The organism is Parvibaculum lavamentivorans DS-1 (genome assembly GCF_000017565.1).
GTDB lineage: Bacteria > Pseudomonadota > Alphaproteobacteria > Parvibaculales > Parvibaculaceae > Parvibaculum > Parvibaculum lavamentivorans.
In genome coordinates, this window is sequence record NC_009719.1 from 3,489,467 (window position 1) to 3,510,521 (window position 21,055).

12 protein-coding genes are annotated in these 21,055 nt (G+C 63.3%); 6 read left to right on the forward strand and 6 right to left on the reverse strand.

Features of this window, described 5'->3' with window-relative positions:
• Positions 1-55 precede the first annotated feature (55 nt).
• On the forward strand, positions 56-1,306 hold the full coding sequence (gene tyrS / locus PLAV_RS16610; RefSeq protein WP_012112200.1) for a tyrosine--tRNA ligase: 1,251 nt from the start codon (positions 56-58) through the stop codon (positions 1,304-1,306).
• Between the two features lie 121 nt (positions 1,307-1,427).
• Here the strand turns inward: tyrS and PLAV_RS16615 are convergent, their stop codons facing one another.
• A complete protein-coding gene (locus PLAV_RS16615; protein WP_012112201.1) occupies positions 1,428-2,564 on the reverse strand; it encodes a ferritin-like domain-containing protein in 1,137 nt (378 codons plus the stop codon).
• 89 nt (positions 2,565-2,653) lie between these two features.
• A complete protein-coding gene (locus tag PLAV_RS16620; RefSeq protein ID WP_012112202.1) occupies positions 2,654-6,163 on the reverse strand; it encodes a YhdP family protein in 3,510 nt (1,169 codons plus the stop codon).
• 197 nt (positions 6,164-6,360) lie between these two features.
• Here PLAV_RS16620 and bcp point away from each other — a divergent pair, with 197 nt between their 5' ends.
• The 4 genes from bcp (at position 6,361) to PLAV_RS16640 (ending at position 9,768) form a co-directional block, all read left to right on the forward strand.
• Positions 6,361-6,867 (forward strand): thioredoxin-dependent thiol peroxidase, encoded by a 507-nt coding sequence (bcp, locus tag PLAV_RS16625; protein ID WP_012112203.1) that lies wholly within the window; start codon positions 6,361-6,363, stop codon positions 6,865-6,867.
• A gap of 3 nt (positions 6,868-6,870) precedes the next feature.
• The gene (locus PLAV_RS16630; RefSeq protein WP_012112204.1) at positions 6,871-7,686 is read left to right on the forward strand and encodes a ferritin-like domain-containing protein; all 816 of its coding nucleotides are present in this window, start codon (positions 6,871-6,873) and stop codon (positions 7,684-7,686) included.
• Between the two features lie 131 nt (positions 7,687-7,817).
• Positions 7,818-9,197: a peptidoglycan DD-metalloendopeptidase family protein gene (locus PLAV_RS19115; RefSeq protein ID WP_012112205.1), complete on the forward strand. Its 1,380-nt coding sequence runs from the start codon at positions 7,818-7,820 to the stop codon at positions 9,195-9,197.
• Positions 9,175-9,768 carry a bactofilin family protein gene (locus PLAV_RS16640; protein ID WP_012112206.1) on the forward strand — a complete coding sequence of 198 codons (594 nt, stop codon included), beginning with the start codon at positions 9,175-9,177 and terminating at the stop codon, positions 9,766-9,768. Before PLAV_RS19115 ends, PLAV_RS16640 begins: the two co-directional genes overlap by 23 nt.
• Before the next feature lie 444 nt (positions 9,769-10,212).
• On the opposite strand, the gene PLAV_RS16645 is transcribed toward PLAV_RS16640, so the two are convergent.
• From PLAV_RS16645 to PLAV_RS16665, 4 genes are all read right to left on the reverse strand, one after another.
• Entirely contained in the window at positions 10,213-11,403 is a 1,191-nt protein-coding gene (locus tag PLAV_RS16645; protein WP_012112207.1) for a BaiN/RdsA family NAD(P)/FAD-dependent oxidoreductase, read from the reverse strand.
• 306 nt (positions 11,404-11,709) lie between these two features.
• A protein-coding gene (gene prfB / locus PLAV_RS16650; RefSeq protein WP_143710247.1) for a peptide chain release factor 2 occupies positions 11,710-12,838 on the reverse strand; the annotation gives its coding sequence in 2 pieces (ribosomal slippage) (positions 11,710-12,768 and positions 12,770-12,838; 1,128 coding nt in all).
• Between the two features lie 363 nt (positions 12,839-13,201).
• The gene (locus tag PLAV_RS16660) at positions 13,202-15,928 is read right to left on the reverse strand and encodes a penicillin-binding protein 1A (RefSeq protein WP_012112209.1); all 2,727 of its coding nucleotides are present in this window, start codon (positions 15,926-15,928) and stop codon (positions 13,202-13,204) included.
• 217 nt (positions 15,929-16,145) lie between these two features.
• Positions 16,146-17,579: an N-acetylmuramoyl-L-alanine amidase gene (locus PLAV_RS16665; protein WP_083762720.1), complete on the reverse strand. Its 1,434-nt coding sequence runs from the start codon at positions 17,577-17,579 to the stop codon at positions 16,146-16,148.
• A gap of 871 nt (positions 17,580-18,450) precedes the next feature.
• Between PLAV_RS16665 and PLAV_RS16670 the strand changes: the two genes are divergently transcribed.
• Positions 18,451-21,042, forward strand: coding sequence for an Rne/Rng family ribonuclease (locus PLAV_RS16670; RefSeq protein WP_012112211.1), 2,592 nt, complete (start codon positions 18,451-18,453; stop codon positions 21,040-21,042).
• Positions 21,043-21,055: the final 13 nt, after the last annotated feature.

Sequence of the window (21,055 nt, forward strand, 5' to 3'; positions counted from 1 at the left end):
AAGCGTGATACACCAGCCGCGCATTCCAGCCTATCCGAAAGCCCGAGATACCCAGATGGCCAAGTTCAAATCCGACTTCCTGCGCGAACTCGAAGCGCGCGGCTTCATCCACCAGCAGTCCGATGCGGGCGCACTGGACGAGATTGCCGCGACCCGCGTGCTGACGGGCTATATCGGCTATGACTGCACGGCGCCGAGCCTTCATGTCGGCCACCTGATGCAGATCATGATGCTGCGCTGGCTGCAGAAGACGGGCGGCAAGCCCATCGCGCTGATGGGCGGCGGCACGACAAGGATCGGCGACCCGAGCTTCCGCGACGAGGCGAGGCCGCTGCTGACCGACGAGAAGATCGACGAGAACCTGGCCGGCATCAAAAACGTCTTCTCGAAGTTCCTCGACTTCGGCGCGGGCGAAACCGGCGCGATCATGGTCAATAATCGCGACTGGCTGGACAAGCTTCAGTACATCGATTTCCTGCGCGACTATGGCCGCCATTTCTCGGTGAACCGGATGCTGTCCTTCGACAGCGTGAAGCTGCGGCTCGACCGGGAGCAGAACCTGTCGTTCCTCGAATTCAACTACATGATCCTTCAGGCCTACGACTTCGTGGAACTGAACCGCCAATATGGCTGCGAGCTGCAGATGGGCGGTTCGGACCAGTGGGGCAATATCGTCAACGGCATCGAACTTGCGCGGCGCACGGCGGGCGCGCAGGTTTTCGGGCTGACGAGCCCGCTTCTCACCACCTCGTCCGGCGCGAAGATGGGGAAGACGGCGTCGGGCGCGGTCTGGCTCAATGCCGACATGCTGTCGCCTTACGAGTACTGGCAGTACTGGCGCAACGCGGAAGATGCCGATGTCGGCCGCTTCCTCAAGCTCTTCACCGAATTGCCGCTCAGCGAGATCGCGCGGTTCGAAGCGCTCGGCGGGTCGGAGATCAACGAGGCGAAAAAGGTGCTCGCCACCGAGACGACGGCGATGGTGCATGGCCGCGCCGAAGCCGAGAAAGCGGCCGAAGCCGCCCGCACCGCCTTCGAGGAAGGCGCGATCAGCGCCGACCTGCCGACGGTGGAAACGGGCGAGCTTGCGGGCGGGCTCGGGCTTCTCACCGCCTTGGTGCAGGCGGGGCTCTGCGCCTCCACGAGCGATGCCCGCCGCCAGATCAAGGGCGGCGCTGTGCGCGTCAACGATGCTGCTGTGGCCGATGAGAAGATGGTACTCAATCGGGAAAGCCTTACCGGAGACGGTGTCGTAAAGCTTTCACTCGGCAAGAAAAAGCATGTGCTGCTGAGGCCGAAAGGCTGATCAGAAAAAATAAGCCCTCTCCGTTTCCGGAGAGGGCCTCTTCCTGAACGCTCCCTTATTTCTTGCTCTTGTTCTTTCTTCTTATTGTCGCGTTCTGCGGCTATTGGCTGCCGCTTGGCTCCTATTCGGCGGCTGTTGCGCCCGTCAGGGCGAAGACGGCATTGCTGCCGCCGGCGCCGTTGATCTGCTGGAGATACTTTATGCCCTCCTCGGCGATATCATCGCCGACCATGCGATCGCCTTCGCCGTAAAGTTCGGCCATGTCCACATAGGCGGCGTACATAGGCGCCGTACGGCTGGTGACGATGCCCGCCTTTACCAGCGTCTTGATGAGAACGCGGAAAACATTGGTCGATTCCTGAAGCTCGCGGCGCATGTTCTTGTCGGTCAGCGCCTCTGCCAACGCACCTTGCACCCAGCGCCAGTCGAGGCCGATCTTCTCGTAGATCTCCTTCTTCTGCTCCGGTCCCGTCGAATTGCGCATGAGCGTCATGAACACTTCGAGTGCCCAATCCTCGATTAGATCGCGCTCGGCTGCGGGAAGGTTTGGTACGGTCCGGTCCGCCCAGATCTTGCCGAACTTGTGGTGGAACGCCTCATCCGTCATCACGAGCTGCATGAGACGGCGCATCAGCGGGTCGTTCGTCTTGGCATAGAAAGTGGCAAAGGTTCCCATTGCCAGCCCCTCGACGATCATCTGCATGCCGACGAGCTTCTTCCAGACGAGCGGTGTCGCCACGATTTCGCAAAGCAGCTTTTCGAGAACCACGCCGCAGGGCTTGGGCTTGCCCCAGCGCGCTTGCACATAGCGCGCGAAGCCGGTCACGTGACGCGCCTCTTCGCGGGTCTGGTTCGCGGCATATTCCTGCGCGCCCGGGTCTTTCAAGATGTGGCAAAGGCTTGCCGACAACGCCAAGGCACCCTGCTCACCATGCAGGATCGAGGACATCGTCCAGCGCACGCTTTCGTTCACAAGATAGATTTTCTGCTTCTCGTCCAGCTTGTCCGACACCGCCGTCTTCAGTTCCATGTTGAAGTCGGCTGGCATCAGCAATTCGTTGTCGAGATCCCACGGCTGGGTGTAGTCGATGTACTTGTCATCCAGCGGATCCCAGAAATGATCGTGGGTTGCTGAGATGATCTTGTCGAAAGCCGTGGAGCGGTTGCCGTAGCGGTCGACATCCATCATGGCCGGGAAATCGTCTGGCGCCACCGCCTCATAGGCGGCATCCATCGTCATCTTCTGATTGGTGGACATAGGCTCCTCCTCCACAGTCCGATCAATTCATCGATGAGCGATAGTGATATGCGGAGCCGAACTCCGCAATATAAAAATGACTTCCGATGTCAGTTTTGCGCTGCAGGAGGTTCTGGCGGAGCGAGGTCCGGTTCGGCTTCGGAAGAGGCATCGGGTGGTGTGGCCCTCTGTTCCGAGGGTGTGTTTTCCGAAGACGAGGCGGATTCAGGCGGCAATGTGCTTCCGAACTCGAATAGCCGGCGAAGGAAACCTGGTGCGAGTGCGGAGAGCGGGTTCACGACCACGGTCGGTTCATCCGTCTTGCCGCGAACGCCATAGGTAATTGCGAAAATGCCTTCGCCTTCACGGCCCACAATCAGGGGGCCCAGCACCGGCACTTGTCCCAGAAACGAGTTGATTGTGTAGGCAGGAACGAGGGTTCCCTCCATGTCCACTAGGTCCGCGGCACGGTCTATCTGGCCATTCATTGTGAGACCAATTGCCGGGCCCGACATGCGCGCATCCTTGATGCGAATTCGGTTTTCGGTGACGGTGAATGGTAATTCCAGATGGTCGAACAGAATGCCCTCACCGCGCAACGTGTCCCCGATCCCGGTGAGAGAACCGAGCGTCAGGATGTTGGCCAATACCGGCGCTTCGACAATACGAAATTTGCCGATCGTCACTACGCCGGCAAGAGGCGATCCAGGTTTCGTATCGTCGTAGCGACCCGACGCAGACAGAGCGCCTCCCCGAACGCTCTCCGTGAAATCGAGAGATCTGAAAATATTGCCGGCGTTGCTCGACGATACGGCAAGAGTGCGAACACCGTTGCCATCCGGGCCGACCCGCACAGAGAGCGGCGTGCCCTCCTCATCGGCCGCTTCGACATCGAGCGACCATGTGCGGCCGTCCACCTGCACCATACTCACGCGCGCGTTGGAGAAGCTCGTGTCGTTGTGCCCGGTTACCTGCGTCACATAGGCCTTGAGCTCGGTCCTGCGAAGGGGGTCGGCAGCCTCCGCTTCGGTCAGTAGGGGCAATGCCGCCTGGGCGCCCTGATCTTCTCCCGGTTCCTCTCCAGAGAACAGGTTGCCAAGAATTCCCCGCGCGTCGAAACGCGCGCCCGTCACATCCATCGCCAGCGCCGCGTCTTCGCTTCCATGCGCGATAAAGGCAAAATCATTGTGAGAGCCGAGCTTCACGACGGGGAAGTTGGCAGCGATCATGCGCCCATCATCGCCCAATGTAACTTGTCCCTCTGCCTCAATACCTTCCCCGGTAAGCGAGAAATTGGAAATCCGGTATCCGCCATCTTCCAGAAAAGCCAGATCGAATGACGTTATGGCCGGGGCGCCGGCCTTCTTCCACCAGCCGGCATAATCAAGCTTCACGATGCTGTCTGTAAGGTCAGCCTTGATGGATCCGCGATTGACGCTCCGTCCATCTCCCATCAACGTCGCATCTATATCCGCCGATCCGGCGAGGAATTCATCGAGACGCAATCCAAGAGCTGCCCGCCCGAGATCATCGATATCGCCGCGCAACCGATAGACCGATGTCGGGCTTGCCTCGCGGCTGAATTTCTCCTGCCATTCGATATCGAGAAAGGCGGCGTTGTTGATGCCGATAGGACCCTTCGCCGAAAGGCCTGCTCGCGTAACGTCGACATCGAGAACGCCCGATGTGATGGAGAGACCCTTTTGGATTTCCGGAATGGCGACGTTTTCCACATGCGCCTTACCGGAAACTTCGACTTGCTCCATCGTGACACTCTTCACGAGCGGCAAGGTAATTTGTCCCCGCAATGTGCCGGTACCGGCAACGCTTCGCGGATCGAGACCGAAATCACTGATGAGAGTCAGAGGTTCATGATCGAGAAGGCTGAGAATATCGGCCGTTGCGCCGCTGGCGGTGAAGGCGATATGTCCGGGCGCGCCTTTGATATGTATCTCTTCATCATAAAAATGACCTTCGCTGATCGCTATCTCGCCAATCCCCTCCTGCCGGATAACAGCCGAGGAAACCCATGCATCGAAACGGATGCCCTCGATCAATCCTCGAGCATCGACGTTCAACATCGGCGGCATCGCGCCAAGATATTTCATCGTCGCTCCGTTGACGGCGAATTCGAAGCGCAGGCTTTCCGCCGGTATCGGCTTGTGTGCTTCCATATCCGCGATCATGCCGCCTGCCAGATCGATGTCGAAGGAAGCGCCGGTAACGTTGCCGCCGTACAGGTTAGCGGCCACCCACTCGCGGGCGCCCTTCGCAAGAGGAAGAGGCCAAAGCGCTGTCAACGCTTCAAACGGCATTGGCTCGATGACACCTTCAACCCTTATGGCCGGTGAGCGCTCGGCATCCGCAATGCTGCCGGAAAGCCTTACGCCACCCCCGCCAGCAGCGAGGAAAAGCTCTTCGATATCTGCGCGCAAGGCATCGAAATCGATTTCCGCTTTCAGCTGCGCCGTATCCAGATCGACCGGGCCTGCAAAAAACTCGGGCACTTCGGTATGAAACCGTTCCGCCGTCAGATCGACGAGAGCGGAAGCGATGTTCAGCCCCTCGCCCATCCGATAGTCAACGGCGCCTTTCAACCGCGCCTCGTGCAGACCGGCCTTGAATGTCAATTCCTGAAGCTCGATGCGACGCGCAATACCATCAAGGGTGATTTCACCCTGGGCCTGCTCCAACGGAATCTTTGTGGCCCAGGGATCAGGCAGATCGATTTGCCCCTCGCCCGCCTCCAGTGAAAGACGGGCAGAGTGAAGAGCACCATCTCTTCCGATCCGCAAACTGCCCTCGGCAGTTATCGGCGCGTCGAAGACGGCATAATCCGCGAAGACGGGAGACATGTGCGCCAGAGCGGCTGGTCTCAAGTCCCTTACCCGGGCGTCTATGCGCGCCGTATCGTCCCCCATTGGCAGAACGCCATCCATTTCGAGATGGACGGTGGCATCGCCGGTGACGACTTCCGCGCTCAGCACGCCGGCCAGGCCTTCTTCGCCGCGGGATATCGTGAGGCTTGCGGAAGGCGCGTCGAAACTCACGCCGTTCACTTCGTCGACGAAGCGAAGTCTGGCCTGCCGGATGCCGACACTATCGAGGTAGCCGAGCGGCGTGGATTTGTCGTTGTCGTCGACCAGCGCTTCGAGCATGGGGCCGATAAAGGACACGTCGGGGTCCGGCTGTTCCGCGCCAGCCGGGGCGAGCGCAAGTGTGATGCCGGTCCCGGGACGGCGAAGAATTGTTGCGCTCACTCCGTATAGATCAATTGCCGTCGGCGCCAACATGCCCCGGAAAGCGGCCGGGACGCTCAAATCGAAGGCAAGCTGCGGGATATCTGCGATCGCGTTGCCATCCGCCCCGGTGAGCCGGACATTCGCGAGCCGCAAGGACAGTTCCCGCTCCTCCGCCGACCAGATGAGCACCGTGTCGCCAATGCCGAGAGACCCGCCCTGGAGGGAGGGATTGGCTGCGTCTTCAATCATCTGATTGAGAATCGAGACGGAAACCGGCCCGGACGATAGACGCCATGCAAGAACGCCAAGAAGCACCGCCGTCACCGCGACGGCAGCCCCAATAACCTCCAACGCGATCTTACTGGTCCGGCGGATCAAGTAACGCTTTAGCTCCTCTCGCTCGCCACCCCATGGAAGCCCCACAATGAGGCGAAAGCGAGTCAGCTCTTTCTAACCGCTGCCCCGTCACAAGTCTGCAAAATTGGCTGACCGCTGGCATCGGGACACCATCCCGATCATATTGGGGCCCTCAGCAACAGTGCGAATAACTTTCCGGACGGACAGGAGGCATCAGCATGGCAAAAGCAACGGCACCGAAAAGCGCCCCGGCGGCGGGCGGCCTGCCGGCCGAGGGTAAGAAGGCGCCCGCTTTCTCGCTGCCCGCCGACGACGGCACAAAAGTCACACTGAAGGCGCTCGCCGGCAAGAAAGTGGTGCTTTATTTCTATCCGAAAGACGACACGCCCGGCTGTACCACGGAAGGTATCGAGTTCAGCGCACTCAAGAAGAAGTTCGACGCTGCGGGCGCCGTCGTGCTCGGCGTCTCGAAGGATACAGTCGACAAGCACTGCAAGTTTCGCGACAAGCACAATCTCACAGTGCGCCTCCTTTCCGACGAGGATGGCAAGACAGTTGAGGCCTATGGTGTCTGGGGTGAAAAAAGCCTTTATGGCCGCAAATTCATGGGCATCAACCGGGTGACATTCCTGATCGATGAAAAGGGTGTCGTGCGGAAGGTCTGGCCCAAGGTGAAGGTAAAGGGCCATGCGGAAGACGTGCTGGCCGCAGCACGGGAAATCTGACGCTTGATCAATCTGCCTAACCGTTCCGGCTCCCTGGCGGAAGCCGCCCTGAGCGTTCTCCTCTGCGCCGATGCCGACGAAAAAGCACATCGCGCCAGAAGCGTGGCGGCGCTCTGGCGAGATGGTTTCCTCACTATTCCCTGCGACGGTTCGATGCCCGACCGGCCAAACAGGCCCGGCAGGCCGGAACTTTTGCTGCCGCGGGATATGCCCCGGCGCAGTTTCAAGGGCGCACGCGGCCGGATCGCACTCCTGCATTCGCTCGCGCATATCGAACTCAACGCTATCGACCTTGCTTTCGATATGGCCGGACGCTTTGCGGCGATGGACCTGCCCCGAGCTTTCTTCGACGACTGGGTCTCTGTCGGCGACGATGAAGCGCGGCATTTCTCCATGTTGCAGACCCGCCTTGCCGCGCTGGGCGCGAGTTATGGCGATCTGCCTGCCCATGACGGGCTCTGGCAGGCGGCGGAGGAGACGAGCCACGACCTTCTCGCACGGCTTGCCATTGTACCGATGGTGCTGGAGGCCCGAGGACTCGATGTCACGCCCGGCATGATCGCCCGGCTGAAACTGGCCGGCGATACCGAAAGCGCAGGTATTCTCGAAACGATCTATACGGATGAACAGAACCATGTCCGCGCGGGAGCAAGGTGGTTTGCCTTTCTCTGCCAGGAGCGCGGGCTCGGTCCGGAAGAGACATTTCACCGCCTCGTCAGAGAGCATTTCAAAGGCTTGCTCAAGCCGCCGTTCAACGAAGAAGCGCGCAGCAATGCGGGACTTTCGCAGAACTTTTATATGCCGCTGGTGAACCGCTAAACCGCTGTGTGCGCTATGGTAAATCGATATTAACCATTAACATTAAAACTCGACGGGAGTATGTTGTCCCCTGTGCCATATTGGGGTGATATAGGCACCTATAAACAGGGGGCTAAGGGGCATTGAGGGGCATGCACCAACGGTCGGGCTGGGCCGATAAATTCCGCAATTTTTTGCGTCACATGTATGTGGAGCGGCAGATTTATATCCGCAGCCACGGGCATGTGCAGTTCATATCGCTGTCGCCGCTGACGCAGACCGTGTTCGCGACGATTGCTTTCGTGTTCCTGAGCTGGATCGCGTTTTCCTCGGTCAACGTGGTCTTCAAGGAACAGATCATCGCCGCGAAAGACCGGCGCTACGTGAAGATGCAGTCCGCTTATGAAGAGCGGATGGCGCAATTGCAGTCGGCTTACGACGAACTCAACGGGCAGCTGGTCATTACGGAGGAGCGCTTCCTCGCCACGACGCGCCAGCTCGAGGACAAGCACAAGCAGCTTTCGGCGCTGATGAGCCAGCGCCAGACCGCCGGATCGCAGCTCGACACGATGCGCCGCCGCTACGCCGCCACGCTGCGCGGCCAGGGCAACGCCGAAAGCAGCAGCAATACCGTGCTTATGCGCGTCGACGAGGCGTCGGAAGGCGCCGATATCGTGCCGACGAGCGAGCGGCCGCAAAAGGCGGCGGAGCTCGACCGCTTCTTCATCGAGGCGACGGATGACGGCGCGGTGTTCGATATTGCGGGGCTGGCGGGCGCCGAGAGCAACCAAAACGGTACGGTTTCCCAGATAGATACGCGGCTTTCCCGCCTCGACACTGCGCAGCAGGGCCTCATCAACAATGTCGAGGAGATCACGGACCGACGGGTGCGGGAGCTCAAATCGATCATCGCGATGACCAAGGTGATCGACCCGGACGACCTGCTGAAGCGCGGCAGCAAGGCCCGGGACGACGCCCAGGGCGGCCCCTTCATCAGCCTTGCAGACGCCGACGCGCTGGCCGGCGGCGACGATGAAACGGCCTTTCAACGGCAGCTCTTCAGAGTAAGCCAGAACCTGAAGAAAATGGCCGATCTTGAGGATTCCATTGCCAGAATGCCGCTCGCGGAGCCGCTTGTTTCCTACCGGAAAACCAGCAGCTATGGCGCCCGGCGCGACCCCTTCAACGGCCGCATGGCCTTTCATTCCGGCGAGGACATGGCGGCCAGCTATGGTGCCCTGATCTTCGCGCCGGGAGCCGGCACGGTAAGCTATGCGGGCTGGAAGGGCGGCTATGGCAGGGTCATCGAAATCGACCATGGGAACGGCTTCCGGACGCGCTACGGGCATCTCGGCAAGATCGACGTCAAGGCTGGCCAGAAAATTGCATTCCGTGAAGTCATCGGCAAAGTAGGGTCTTCTGGCCGCAGCAGCGGGCCCCATCTTCACTATGAGGTCTGGTTCGACGGTATCGTCCGCAACCCCTCCAAGTTCATTGAGGCAGGGCATTATGTTTTCGCGAAGCAAGGATAGAGACACCGAAAAAGCACCGGTTCCCGCCGCATCCGCGCCTGTTTCCGCGCCGGGTGGCAGCAACAACCGGCGCCCCAACGTCCGGACCGCGCCGTCCATCATCTCCAGCGACCTGGTGGTGCATGGCAATCTGGTGGCGACCGGCGACATTCAGATCGACGGCACCGTGGAAGGCGATATCCGCAGCCAGTCGCTGACAATCGGCGAAAAAGCGTCGATTACCGGCGAAGTGGTGGCGGAAGACATCGTGATCCGCGGCCGCGTGCTCGGCACCATCCGTGGGCGGCGCGTTCAGCTCGCCTCCACCTGCCATGTCGAAGGCGACATCCTGCATGAAGCGCTGGCCGTGGAAACGGGCGCGTTTTTCGAAGGAAACTGCCGCCATTCGGACGATCCGATCAGCCAGTCCGGGCCTGCACGACAGGCCCCCGGCGCGGCACCCCGCCCGGCTTCCGCCGCGCCCACGCTCGGCGACCTGCCGCGCGCGACGCCCCGCCCCGCCCCGACCGGCGACAGCCCGGTGGTGGTGAACGATGGCGGCGTGGTGGTGAAGCGGCCCGCCGCGCAGTAATCCGCCGGCGGATTTTTCGGGACATTTGAAGACGGGGATGACGCAAGTTGTCCCCGTTTTTGCGTCGACCGTCATCGAACTGTCGCGAAACCGTCATGCGGCGTTTCGATCATCGCGAAGGACATTCGCGGAAGACGGCGGGTGTGCGCGGGGAGGTACGGCGGCGCGTAAATGTACGCGGGCGGACTGCGGGTTCGTCTCCCGGATGCGTACTCGGATCGTCTACGCCCCCGCCCTTCGCTTGCGCTCGGGGCGTTCGAGGTTTGGGATTGTGGAAATACAGTGCCACCCTGCCCTTCGCATGGCTCAGGGCGTTCGAGGCTCGAAAAGGTCCGGCGGACCTTTTCGTTCGCTACGCGAACCGCCTCTCACCCCCCTCACCCTTCCCACCTGACGACGTCAGGTGGGCCCCTTCCCTCTCCCCGAGGGGAGAGGGAGTGAAGGTCAGGCGTTTCGCCCGGCCGCCCAACCCGACGACCAGGCCCATTGGAAGTTGAAGCCGCCGAGGTGGCCGGTGACGTCGACGACTTCGCCGATGAAGAAGAGGCCGGGGATGGTGCGGGCTTCCATGGTTTTGGACGAGAGGGCGCTGGTGGCGACGCCGCCGGCGGTGACTTCGGCGGTGCGGTAGCCTTCGGTACCGGCGGGGATGATGCGCCAGCGGTTGACGGCATCGGCGAGCGCGCGGAGGCGGAGGTCGGAGAGGTCGGCCACCCTGCCCTGCACGGCGGCGAGCGCGCAGAGGCGGTCGGCGAGGCGCTTCGGCAGCAGGCGGGAGAGGATGGTTTCCACATCCTGCTTCGGCTGGGCGGTGCGGGCTTCCTTCAGGAAGGCGAAGACGTCCGTGCCGGGCGCAAGGTCGATGATGATTTCACGGCCAGGCGCCCAATAAGACGAGATCTGCAGGATGGCGGGGCCGGAGAGGCCCTTGTGGGTGAAGAGCAGCGCCTCGGCGAAGCGCGTCTTGCCGCAGGCGACGGTGGCGTCCACCGCGACGCCGGCCAGACCTTCGAGGCGGGACTTCAATTTTTCGTCGAAGACAAAGGGGACGAGCGCGGGGCGCGGCTCGACCAGCGGGAGCCCGAACTGGCGGGCGATATCGTAGCCGAAGCCGGTGGCGCCCATTTTGGGGATCGACTTGCCGCCGGTGGCGATGACGAGCGAGGCGCAGGCGAAGGGGCCCGCATCCGTTTCCACGCGGAAGCCGGTTTCGGATTTCTCGACGGCGGTGATTTTCGTCCGCAGGCGGATCGTTACGCCCGCCTTCGCGCATTCATCGAGCAGCATGTCGATAATCTGTTGCGAGGAGCCGTCGCAGAAGAGCTGGCCCAGCGTCTTTTCGTGCCAGGCAATGCCGTGGCGGTTCACCAGCGCGATGAAATCATGCTGCGTGAAGGACTTGAGCGCCGAAATGCAGAAGGAGGGGTTTTCGGAGAGGAAGTTTTTCGGCGTGGTGTGGAGGTTGGTGAAATTGCAGCGGCCGCCACCGGAGATGCGGATTTTCTCGCCGGGCGCGGCGGCATGATCGAGCACGAGGACGCGGCGGCCGCGGCGGCCTGCTTCAGCGGCGCAGAAGAGGCCGGCGCCGCCCGCGCCGAGGATGATGACGTCGAAGGGTTCGGGCGGCGTGGGCATGGGGATCCTTGTTGGTTACGAAAAACGGATAAGAGGAATTGCACCCACCTCTTCCACAAATGTCACCCCGTTGATCCCGGCTTTCGCCGGGACAAGAGCCGGGCCCATTCGCAGCGCCTCTTGCCGCAGCGAAGAGAGTGTGTGAACCACGCTCACGCCGCGCATGGCCTCTCTTGCTGAGGGAACCAATGGGCCCCGGCTTTCGCCGGGGTGACACCGGTTTTTTTTGGAGGATGCTGTGCCCCCTGCCCTCTCCCCGATGGGGCGAGGGAGATAACACGCCGCTCGACTCTGATCGACTATCTCTTAGTCGATGTCTTCGACGGATTCGACGCCGCCTTTTACGCGGGCGGCGAGGGCGGCGGCCATGAAGGGGTCGAGGTCGCCGCCGAGGACGCCGTCGGTGTCGGAGGTTTCGACGCCGGTGCGGAGGTCCTTCACCATCTGATAGGGCTGAAGGACATAGGAGCGGATCTGGTGGCCCCAGCCGATGTCGGTCTTGCCGGAGGCCTGCGCGGCGGCGGCGTCTTCGCGCTTCTGGAGTTCGGCCTCGTAAAGCCTTGCGCGCAGCATGTCCCAGGCGGTGGCGCGGTTCTTGTGCTGCGAGCGTTCGTTCTGGCAGGCGACGACGATGCCTGTCGGGATATGGGTGATTCGGACCGCGCTGTCGGTCGTGTTGACGTGCTGGCCGCCGGCGCCGGAGGAGCGATAGGTGTCGATGCGGACATCGGCCTCGCTTACCTCGATGTCGATCTTGTCGTCGACCACCGGATAGACCCAGACGGAGGAGAAGCTGGTGTGGCGCCGGGCTGCGCTGTCATAGGGCGAGATGCGGACGAGGCGGTGGACGCCCGATTCCGTCTTCAGCCAGCCAAAGGCATTGTGGCCTTTCACGAGAATGGTGGCCGATTTGATGCCGGCTTCTTCGCCGTCATGGCGCTCCATCAGCTCGACCTTGTAGCCCTTGCGCTCGGCCCAGCGCGTATACATGCGGAGCAGCATCTGCGCCCAGTCCTGGCTTTCGGTGCCGCCCGCGCCGGCATGGATTTCGACATAGGTGTCGTTGGCGTCGGCCTCGCCGGAGAGCAGCGTCTCGATCTCGGCTTCGGCGGCGACGTCGCGCGCGGCTTTGAGCGCGGCTTCGGCCTCGGCGACGATGGCGGCATCGCCTTCGGCCTCGCCCATTTCGATCAGTTCGAGATTGTCGTTGAGGCTCGCCTCGAGCGCGCGGTAGCGCCCGATGGCCTCTTCCAGACGCGTGCGCTCGCGCATCATGTCCTGCGCGGCGGCGGGATCGTTCCAGAGGTCGGGATCTTCGGCTTTGGCCGTCAGCTCATCGAAACGGCGAAGGGCAGCATCCCAGTCAAAGATGCCTCCTCAGCAGCGCGAGCGACTGCTTGATCTCATCGGCGAGGACTTGCGTTTCGGCACGCATGGCGGGTGCTTTCCGTGGGGTTCGGGAGTGGCTGTGGCGCGGAAAATAGGGGGGATGGGGGGAGGAGTCAAAGGTTGGCAGGTGAAGGGGAGTCTTGCGAAGAGGGACGCCGCCTTCGGCGGCTACTAGATTGCCGGATCAAGTCCGGCAATGACGGGGATGGGGATGTTGACGATGGCGAGGCAGTGCCTCTGCCCTTCGCTTCCGCTTCGGGCGTTCGAGGCTCGAAAAGGTCCGCCGGACCTTTTCGTTCGCTAACGCGAACCGCCTCTCACCCCCCTCACCCTTCCGCCGTCTGCGACGGCTCCCTCCCTCTCCCCGCCGGGGAGAGGGAAAAGGTGCCGCTCCGGCGGGGGCTTTGATTTAGTAGAGGCCGCCGGTGCCGGAGCCGATGGTGTTGTTGCCGGAGGTGCGGGCTTCGTTCGAGGGGCGGGTTGCTTCCTCGATGCGGTCGGTCGGGATGCCGCCCTCCGGGATTTCGGCCGGGAGGCCGCTTGCCGGCTGCATGCCCGGCGGGAGCTGGCCAAGCGTGCCGGGGGGAAGATCGGCGGCGGGGGGCGCGCCATCCAGGACGGCACCGGGGGTGCCGGGCTCGACGCCGCCGATGAAGGGCGCGGGCGCGATTTCATCCTCGGCGGGGACATTGCCGAAGAGGCCGACGGTGGGCGCGGCGGATTCGAAATGCGGCTCGCTGCCTTGCTTGAAGGCTTCGAGGATGATGCCCGCGCCCTCGCCATCGGCGAGCTTGCCGGTTTTCGCGTTCACTTTCACAAGGCTGATGCCGGGCGGCACGCGGAAGGGAATGGCGGGCTTGTTGCCGACGGCCTTCATCATGATGTCGCGGAAGATGGGCGCGGCGGCGCGGCCGCCGGTTTCGGCGCGGCCCAAGGGCGTCGGCTCGTCGAAGCCGACAAAGACGCCGACGACGAGATTTGGCGAATAGCCGATGAACCAGGCATCCTTGCCGTCGTTCGTGGTGCCGGTCTTGCCGGCGAGCGGCACGCCGACCGCCTTCACGGCCGAGCCGGTGCCGCGCTGGACGACGCCTTCGAGCATCGACGTCACCTGATAGGCGGTTTGCGGGTTTTCGACCTGCTCGCGATTATCCGGGAGGCGGGGCGGCTGCGGGCCGAGGCCGGCATTCTCGAACAAGGCGTCGCCGGCCGGCGCGGCGGCGTCCTGCCACTTGACGGAACAATCGGCACACGGACGATCATCCTTACGGTAGATGGTGCGGCCGAAGCGATCCTGCACGCGGTCGATCAATGTCGGCGTCACGCGCTTGCCGCCATTGTCGAGGATGGCATAGGCGCTGACGAGGCGGGCGAGCGTGGTTTCGCCCGCGCCGAGCGACATGGAGAGGACGGGCGCCATATTGTCCATGATGCCGAAGCGGCGCGCATAGGCCGAGACGGTTTCCGGGCCGACATATTGCGCGAGGCGGACCGTCATGACGTTGCGCGAATGTTCGAGGCCGAAGCGGAGCGTCGACGGACCGTGGAAGGTACGTTCGTAGTTTTCCGGTTTCCAGAGGCCGAGGTCGCCGCCCTGGTCGAGCACGAAGGGCGCGTCGAGGACGAGGGAGGACGGGGTGAAGCCCTTGTCGAGCGCGGCGGCATAGACGAAGGGCTTGAAGGAGGAGCCGGGCTGGCGGAGCGCCTGCACGGCGCGGTTGAACTCCGACAGGCCGAAGCTGAAGCCGCCCTGCATGGCGAGGATGCGGCCGGTATGCGGGTCCATCGCCAGCGCGGCGCCGTTGACGGCGGGGACCTGCTCCAGCGCGTAATGCGTGATCTTCTTTTCTTCGTCGCGCTTCGGCGAGACATAGATCACATCGCCGACGGCGACGACATCGGACGGGGACTTAACCTCCGGGCCGAGATAGATCTTGTTCACGGTGGGGCGCGCCCAGGTCATGGCGGAGAGCGGCACGGTCCCCTTAACGATTTCGGTTTCGAACTTGCCGTCCGGCAGACGGCGCGGGCGGAGGCCGATGGTGATCTTGTCGACGGCGACATCGAGCACGGTGGCGAGCGTCCAGGGGGCAAGGTCGGAACCGACATCCATCGCCGCGAGGGCTTCCTGCCAGTTCTCGCCGGGCTCCAGCTTTTTTACGGGCCCGCGCCAGCCGTGGCGGCGGTCATAGGCGATGAGGCCGTCGCGCAATGCGTCGGCGACAACTTCCTGCAGGCTTGTGTCGATGGTGGTGCGGACGGAGAGGCCGCCTTCATAGAGCTTCTGCTCGCCATAAAGCGCGAGAAGTTCGCGGCGGACCTGTTCCACGAAATAATTGGCGTCGCGCATCTGCACGCCGCGCGAACGGAGCGAGACGTCGAGCTCGGCGGCGCGGGCCTCGGCGGCTTCCATGCCGGTGACGAAGCGCTCTTCCTCCATGCGGGAGATCACCCAATTGCGGCGGGCGACGGCGCGTTCGCGGTGGCGATAGGGATGGTAGTTGTTCGGGCCCTTGGGGAGGGTGGCGAGATAGGCGGCCTCGGCGACGGTGAGCTCGTCGAGCGACTTGTCGAAATAGTTCAGGGCGGCGGCGGCGACGCCGTAAGCGCCGATGCCGAGATAGATCTCGTTCAGGTAGAGCTCGAGGATCTGGTCCTTGGTGAAGGCGTGTTCGAGGCGGAGCGCGAGCAGCGCCTCGCGCAGCTTGCGGTCCAGCGTCACGTCGGAGGAGAGCAGGAAGTTTTTTGCGACCTGCTGGGTGATGGTGGAGGCGCCGACAAGGCGGCGGTCCTGCATGACGTTGAAGACGTTGTCGATGGTGGCGCGCAGGATGCCCGTCGCATCGACGCCGCCATGGCTGTAGAAGTTTTTATCCTCGGCGGCGAGGAAGGCGTTGATGACGCGGGCGGGGATGGCGCTGATGGGGACGTAGAGGCGGCGTTCGCGCGCGAACTCGCCGATGAGCTGGCCGTCGCCCGCATGGACGCGGGTCATGACCGGCGGCTCGTAATTGGCGAGGCGGGAGTAATCCGGCAGGTCGTCGTTCAGACGCCAGATCATATAGGTGCCGGCCATGACCCCGCCGAAGACCAGCACGAGAAACACTGCCGCAACGATAGAGAAAACTCTCAGCATCGGGCGCTCCGACCCCACTCCGTCAATTAATCCGTCCCGCCGCTGCCTGCTAGGCTTCAATTATGGCATGCGCGAGGCAAGGTGGCGAACCCGCGCCCCATATAAAGCCGCTATTTACCAAGAAATCGTTGCCGGGGATGCATGGCGGGGACGGTTTAGCGAATTTTTCCGCGCCCGTCTCCCCTGCTCCGCCGGCGAAGCGCGGCGGCGGCGTTCCCTAGTTCGGGCCCTCGGCCATGCGGTCGCCGAAATAGCGGTCGACGGCGCGGGACAGGGCGCGGGCCATGTTGGCGCGCCATGAGGGCGAGGTGATGAGCTTCTCGTCATCGGCATTGGTGAGGAAGCCGAGCTCGATCAGCACGGAGGGCACGTCCGGCGCCTTCAGCACGACGAAACCGGCGAAACGGTGCGCGGGATCGAGCGTGACGGTGTTCTGGCTCGCGTAATCGACGACCGACTTGGCAAAGCGCGAGGAATAATTCTTGGTTTCGCGCTGGGCGAGGTCGATCAGGATGCCGGTGACTTCCGGGCTTTCGCCTTTCAGGTCGAGGCCGGCGATGAGGTCGGCCTGGTTTTCCTTGCGCGCGAGGGCGGCGGCTTCCGCGTCCGATGCGGTTTCGGAGAGGGTATAGACCGACATGCCGCGCACGGTGGGCTTGTGGATCGCGTCCGCATGGACGGAAATGAAGAGGTCCGCCTTGTGCTGGCGGGCGATGGCGACGCGCTGGCGGAGCGGCAGGAAGATGTCGGTCTCGCGCGTGAGGTGGACTTCATAGCGGCCGGAGGAGCGCAATTCCTCGCCGAATTGCTTCGCGAAGGCGAGGACGACATCCTTTTCATAGACGCCGGTGCGGCCCTTGGTTCCCGGATCGACGCCGCCATGCCCGGCATCGATGACGACGACGCGGCGGCGCTCAAGGCGCGCGGCGGGCGGGCTGACTGGAACGGCGGCGACGTTCGCCATCTGCTCGGCAGCCTCGACGGCGGCGGCTTTTTCGCCCTCGGGAAGGCCGGCATTGGCGGTGAAGGTGGCGAGATCGGTCGAGGCGAGATCGAGAACGATGCGGCGGCCAAAGCCTGCCTGCGGATCGAGCACGAAATCGCGCGCGACTTCGACCGGCTGCGCCACGTCGATCACCACGCGGTAGGTATTGGCCTGAAAGCGGCCATAGCGGTAGCCGGAGACGAAGCCCTTGCCCTTCTTCACCGGCTCCTCGACGAGATGGAACGGGACGCCGCGAATGTCGATGACGACGCGGTAGGGCTCGGCAAGGGTGAAGACCTGATAGTCGGCGGCGGCGTCGCCGGAGAGTTCCAGCACAAAGCGCGTCTGCTCGCCGTGATCGCCGAGGCGGATGGAGGTGACGGCGGCGCCGCCGGGCGGCGCGACGGGCGCCACCGGCACGGCGGATATGGCATCGTTCAGGGCGCCGGTTTGCAGCGCGTCGTTTTCGCGGGCCGCTTCTTCGAGGGAGGCATCGAGCGTGCGCGGGCCGGGAGCGGCCCGGCGAAGGTCGTTTTCGAGGTCGGCCTGAATGAGAGCTTCGAGGTCGTCCGCATGGGCGGTTTGGGCGGGAGAGTGCGTGAGCAGGCCGGCAAACAGGCCAGCGGCGAGCGCCAGGCACAAGCCAGCCCCCTTCCCCGTCCTCATTTCACGCCTGCCGATCCGCATAAATACCGCCGCAGCGCCCCGCAATCAGACTTTTGCCACGCGGGGTATCCGGGAACGCCACTATCCGGGTGAGCCCCCCGGCGACGCCCCCCGGAACAGTCCCGGAGGCGGTTAACGGGTGCTTCGACAGCAACCCAAATCACTATTACGGCCAGATTACTTCAAAATTGGTTAGCACGTCCAAAATTTACGCTTTTTCAATGGGTAGAATGGTTAATAACAGGACAGTAGAAGCTGCCTGTACCACGCCGCTTGCCAAATCAGAGCGGCAAAAGGTACAAACGGGCACTGGCCGACAGGCGTTCCGAGGAACACCCGGCTCCCCCGCCTCCTTTTCGGGCGGGACCAAATTTCGGGCAAACCGTCGCGCGCCGGACTGACACCCCTCAAGGGCGATACCGGTAGCGGGCCGCGCGGGCCCGGCGATCTCTTCAAACGACGTCCCGCAAAGGGCGCCGCCGGAGTGAACCAAAGCGCGCATTCTGAAAGTTATACCGCTCTCTCCGCCGCCCGGCATTTCAAGCCCGGCGCGGCGATCAAGAGGAGCGCCGCCGGCACCCGGCGTCTTGATGGGTGCACCAAAAGGTTGAGATGCACGACGCAGTCAGACAGCAAGCCGACCGGCCGACGACACGGGGTTTTTCCGTGACCGGCTCCGGATCGGCCGTCTGCCCGGCCGCGCGAGTTGTCCCCGCCCCTTCATTACACACCTTGTCCGGCCCTACCGCGGCGCGCCTGAACGGCGCCGGCGCGGACAACCGGGCCCAAACAACAGGCGCCCGCGCGCGACTGGACGGACGCACAATCCTGCGACCGGCTCCGCGCCGCCTGCGCCACGGAGAATTTCCATATGGGAAAGAAGATGCTGATCGATGCGGCCCACCCCGAAGAAACCCGGGTAGTGGTCGTAAGCGGCAATCGCGTTGAAGAGTTCGATTTCGAGTCAGAAAACAGGAAACAGCTTCGGGGAAATATCTACCTAGCCAAGGTTACGCGCGTCGAACCGTCGCTTCAGGCGGCGTTCGTCGAATATGGCGGCAATCGTCACGGCTTCCTCGCCTTCAGCGAAATCCATCCCGACTACTACCAGATCCCGGTGGCCGACCGCGAAGCCCTGCTGAAGCAGCAGGCCGACGAGGCGCGCCGCGAGAAGGAAGAAGAAGACGAAGACGACGCGGAAGAAGCGCCCTCCGCGAAGGCCGACGGAAACGGCGGACAAGACGCCGAAGACCATGGCGACGACCACAGCGGCGACATCGAACGCGGCGAAACCGAGACGGTTCTCTCCGACGAGACGGTCGAATCCGTCGGTGCGGAAGACGCGATGGAAGAAGCCGCGCCGCGCAAGCAGCGGGGCAATTACCGCTCCTATAAAATTCAGGAAGTCATCAAGCGGCGGCAGATCCTGCTGGTGCAGGTCGTGAAGGAAGAGCGCGGCAACAAGGGCGCGGCTCTCACCACATATCTGTCGCTCGCCGGACGCTATTGCGTGCTGATGCCGAACACGGCGCGGGGCGGCGGCATTTCCCGCAAGATCACCGTGGCGGCCGACCGCAAGAAGCTCAAGGGCATTGCCGAGTCTCTCGATGTGCCGGAAGGCATGGGCCTTATCGTCCGCACGGCGGGCGCCAAGCGCACCAAGGCGGAGATCAAGCGCGACTATGAATATCTGCTGCGCATGTGGGAGAGCGTGCGCGAGCTGACGCTGAAATCAACGGCGCCCTATCTCGTCTATGAGGAAGGCAGCCTGATCAAGCGGTCGATCCGCGATCTCTACGACAAGGATATCGACACCATCCAGATCGAGGGTGACGAAGGCTACCGCGAGGCCAAGGGCTTCATGCGGATGCTGATGCCGAGTCACGCCAAGAATGTGCAGCCCTACAAGGAAACGCAGCCGCTGTTCCAGAAGTTCGGCATCGAGCAGCAACTCGACGCGATGCTGGAGCCGACGGTGACGCTGAAATCGGGCGGCTATATCGTCATCAATCCGACGGAAGCACTGGTTTCGATCGACGTGAACTCGGGACGTTCCACCAAGGAACGCAACATCGAGCAGACGGCGCTGAAGACCAACCTCGAAGCAGCGGAAGAAATCACGCGGCAGATGCGCCTGCGCGACCTTGCCGGTCTCGTCGTCATCGACTTCATCGACATGGACGAGAACCGCAACAACCGCGCGGTCGAACGCAAGCTCAAGGATTGCCTGAAGACGGACCGGGCCCGCATCCAGGTGGGCCGCATCAGCCATTTCGGGCTTCTCGAAATGTCGCGCCAGCGGATGCGCTCCGGCGTGCTCGAAGGCTCGACCGTCACCTGCCAGCACTGCAAGGGCACGGGCCTTGTGCGCTCGGTAGAATCCATGGCGCTGCATGTGCTGCGCGGTGTGGAAGCCGAAGCGATCAAGGGCCGCGCCGCCGCCTTCACCGTGAAGGTGCCTGCTGTCGTCGCGATCTACATTCTCAACCAGAAGCGCGCGAAGATTCTCGACGTCGAAGAGCGTTACGGCACCTCGGTCTATATCGAGGCCGATGCGACGCTGACCGGCTCCGAGCACCGGATCGAACCGGCGGAAGCCCGCGCGCTGACGCGCACGCGGCCGGCGCAGGGCGCGATCAACATTGAAAGCGGCTATGCGGACGAAGAAGACGAGCCCGTAATAGCCGAGACCGAAGACGAGGCGGATGACGAAGCCGAGGCGGCGGAAGCGAGCGGCGACAGTGCCGACCGCAACCGGGCAGACAATGCCGAGGGCGACGGACAGCGCCGCCGCAAGCGCCGCCGCCGCAAGCGCAAGCCCGACGGCGAACGCGCCGAGGGCGAGACGCAGCAGGATGCGCAAGGCCGCGACGAAGATGGAGACGAGGACGGCGAGGAGACGGGAGAGGCTTCCGAAGCCCAGCCCGGCGAGACGTCCGGCACTGCCGAGGGCGAAGACGGCGAAGGCGCACGCAAGCGCCGCCGCCGGGGACGCCGTGGCGGACGCCGCAACCGCCGCCGCGGAGAGGAAGGCACCGAGACCGGCGCCACCCGGGACGGCGCCAGCGCCGAGGGCAATGACGAAGGCGAGTTCGAAGCGGGCGACGCCGGTACGATAGCGGACGAGGCCACGGTCTCCGCCGACGATGTGCCGGTGCTGCTGTCCTATTCGCGCGCCGATGCCGAGGCTCACGCGCCGAACGACCCGGTGGCGGAAGACGAAGAGACATGGGACGCGGAAGCCGCCGAGGAAGGCGCCTATGCCGACACCGCCGCCGATGCGGAAGCCGACGCAGAGGAAGCTGAGGCGGAAGAAGAGGAAAGCGCGGCCGAGCCTGAAAGGCGCGAGGCCGAAATGGCCGATGCCGAAGGCGGTGCGCCGATGACCGGCGAAGCGCCAGGCGCGGAAGCCGAACCGCGCGAGAGCGAGCCTTCGCGTCGCGGCTGGTGGCAGCGGCGCTAGGCGCTCTCGCCAC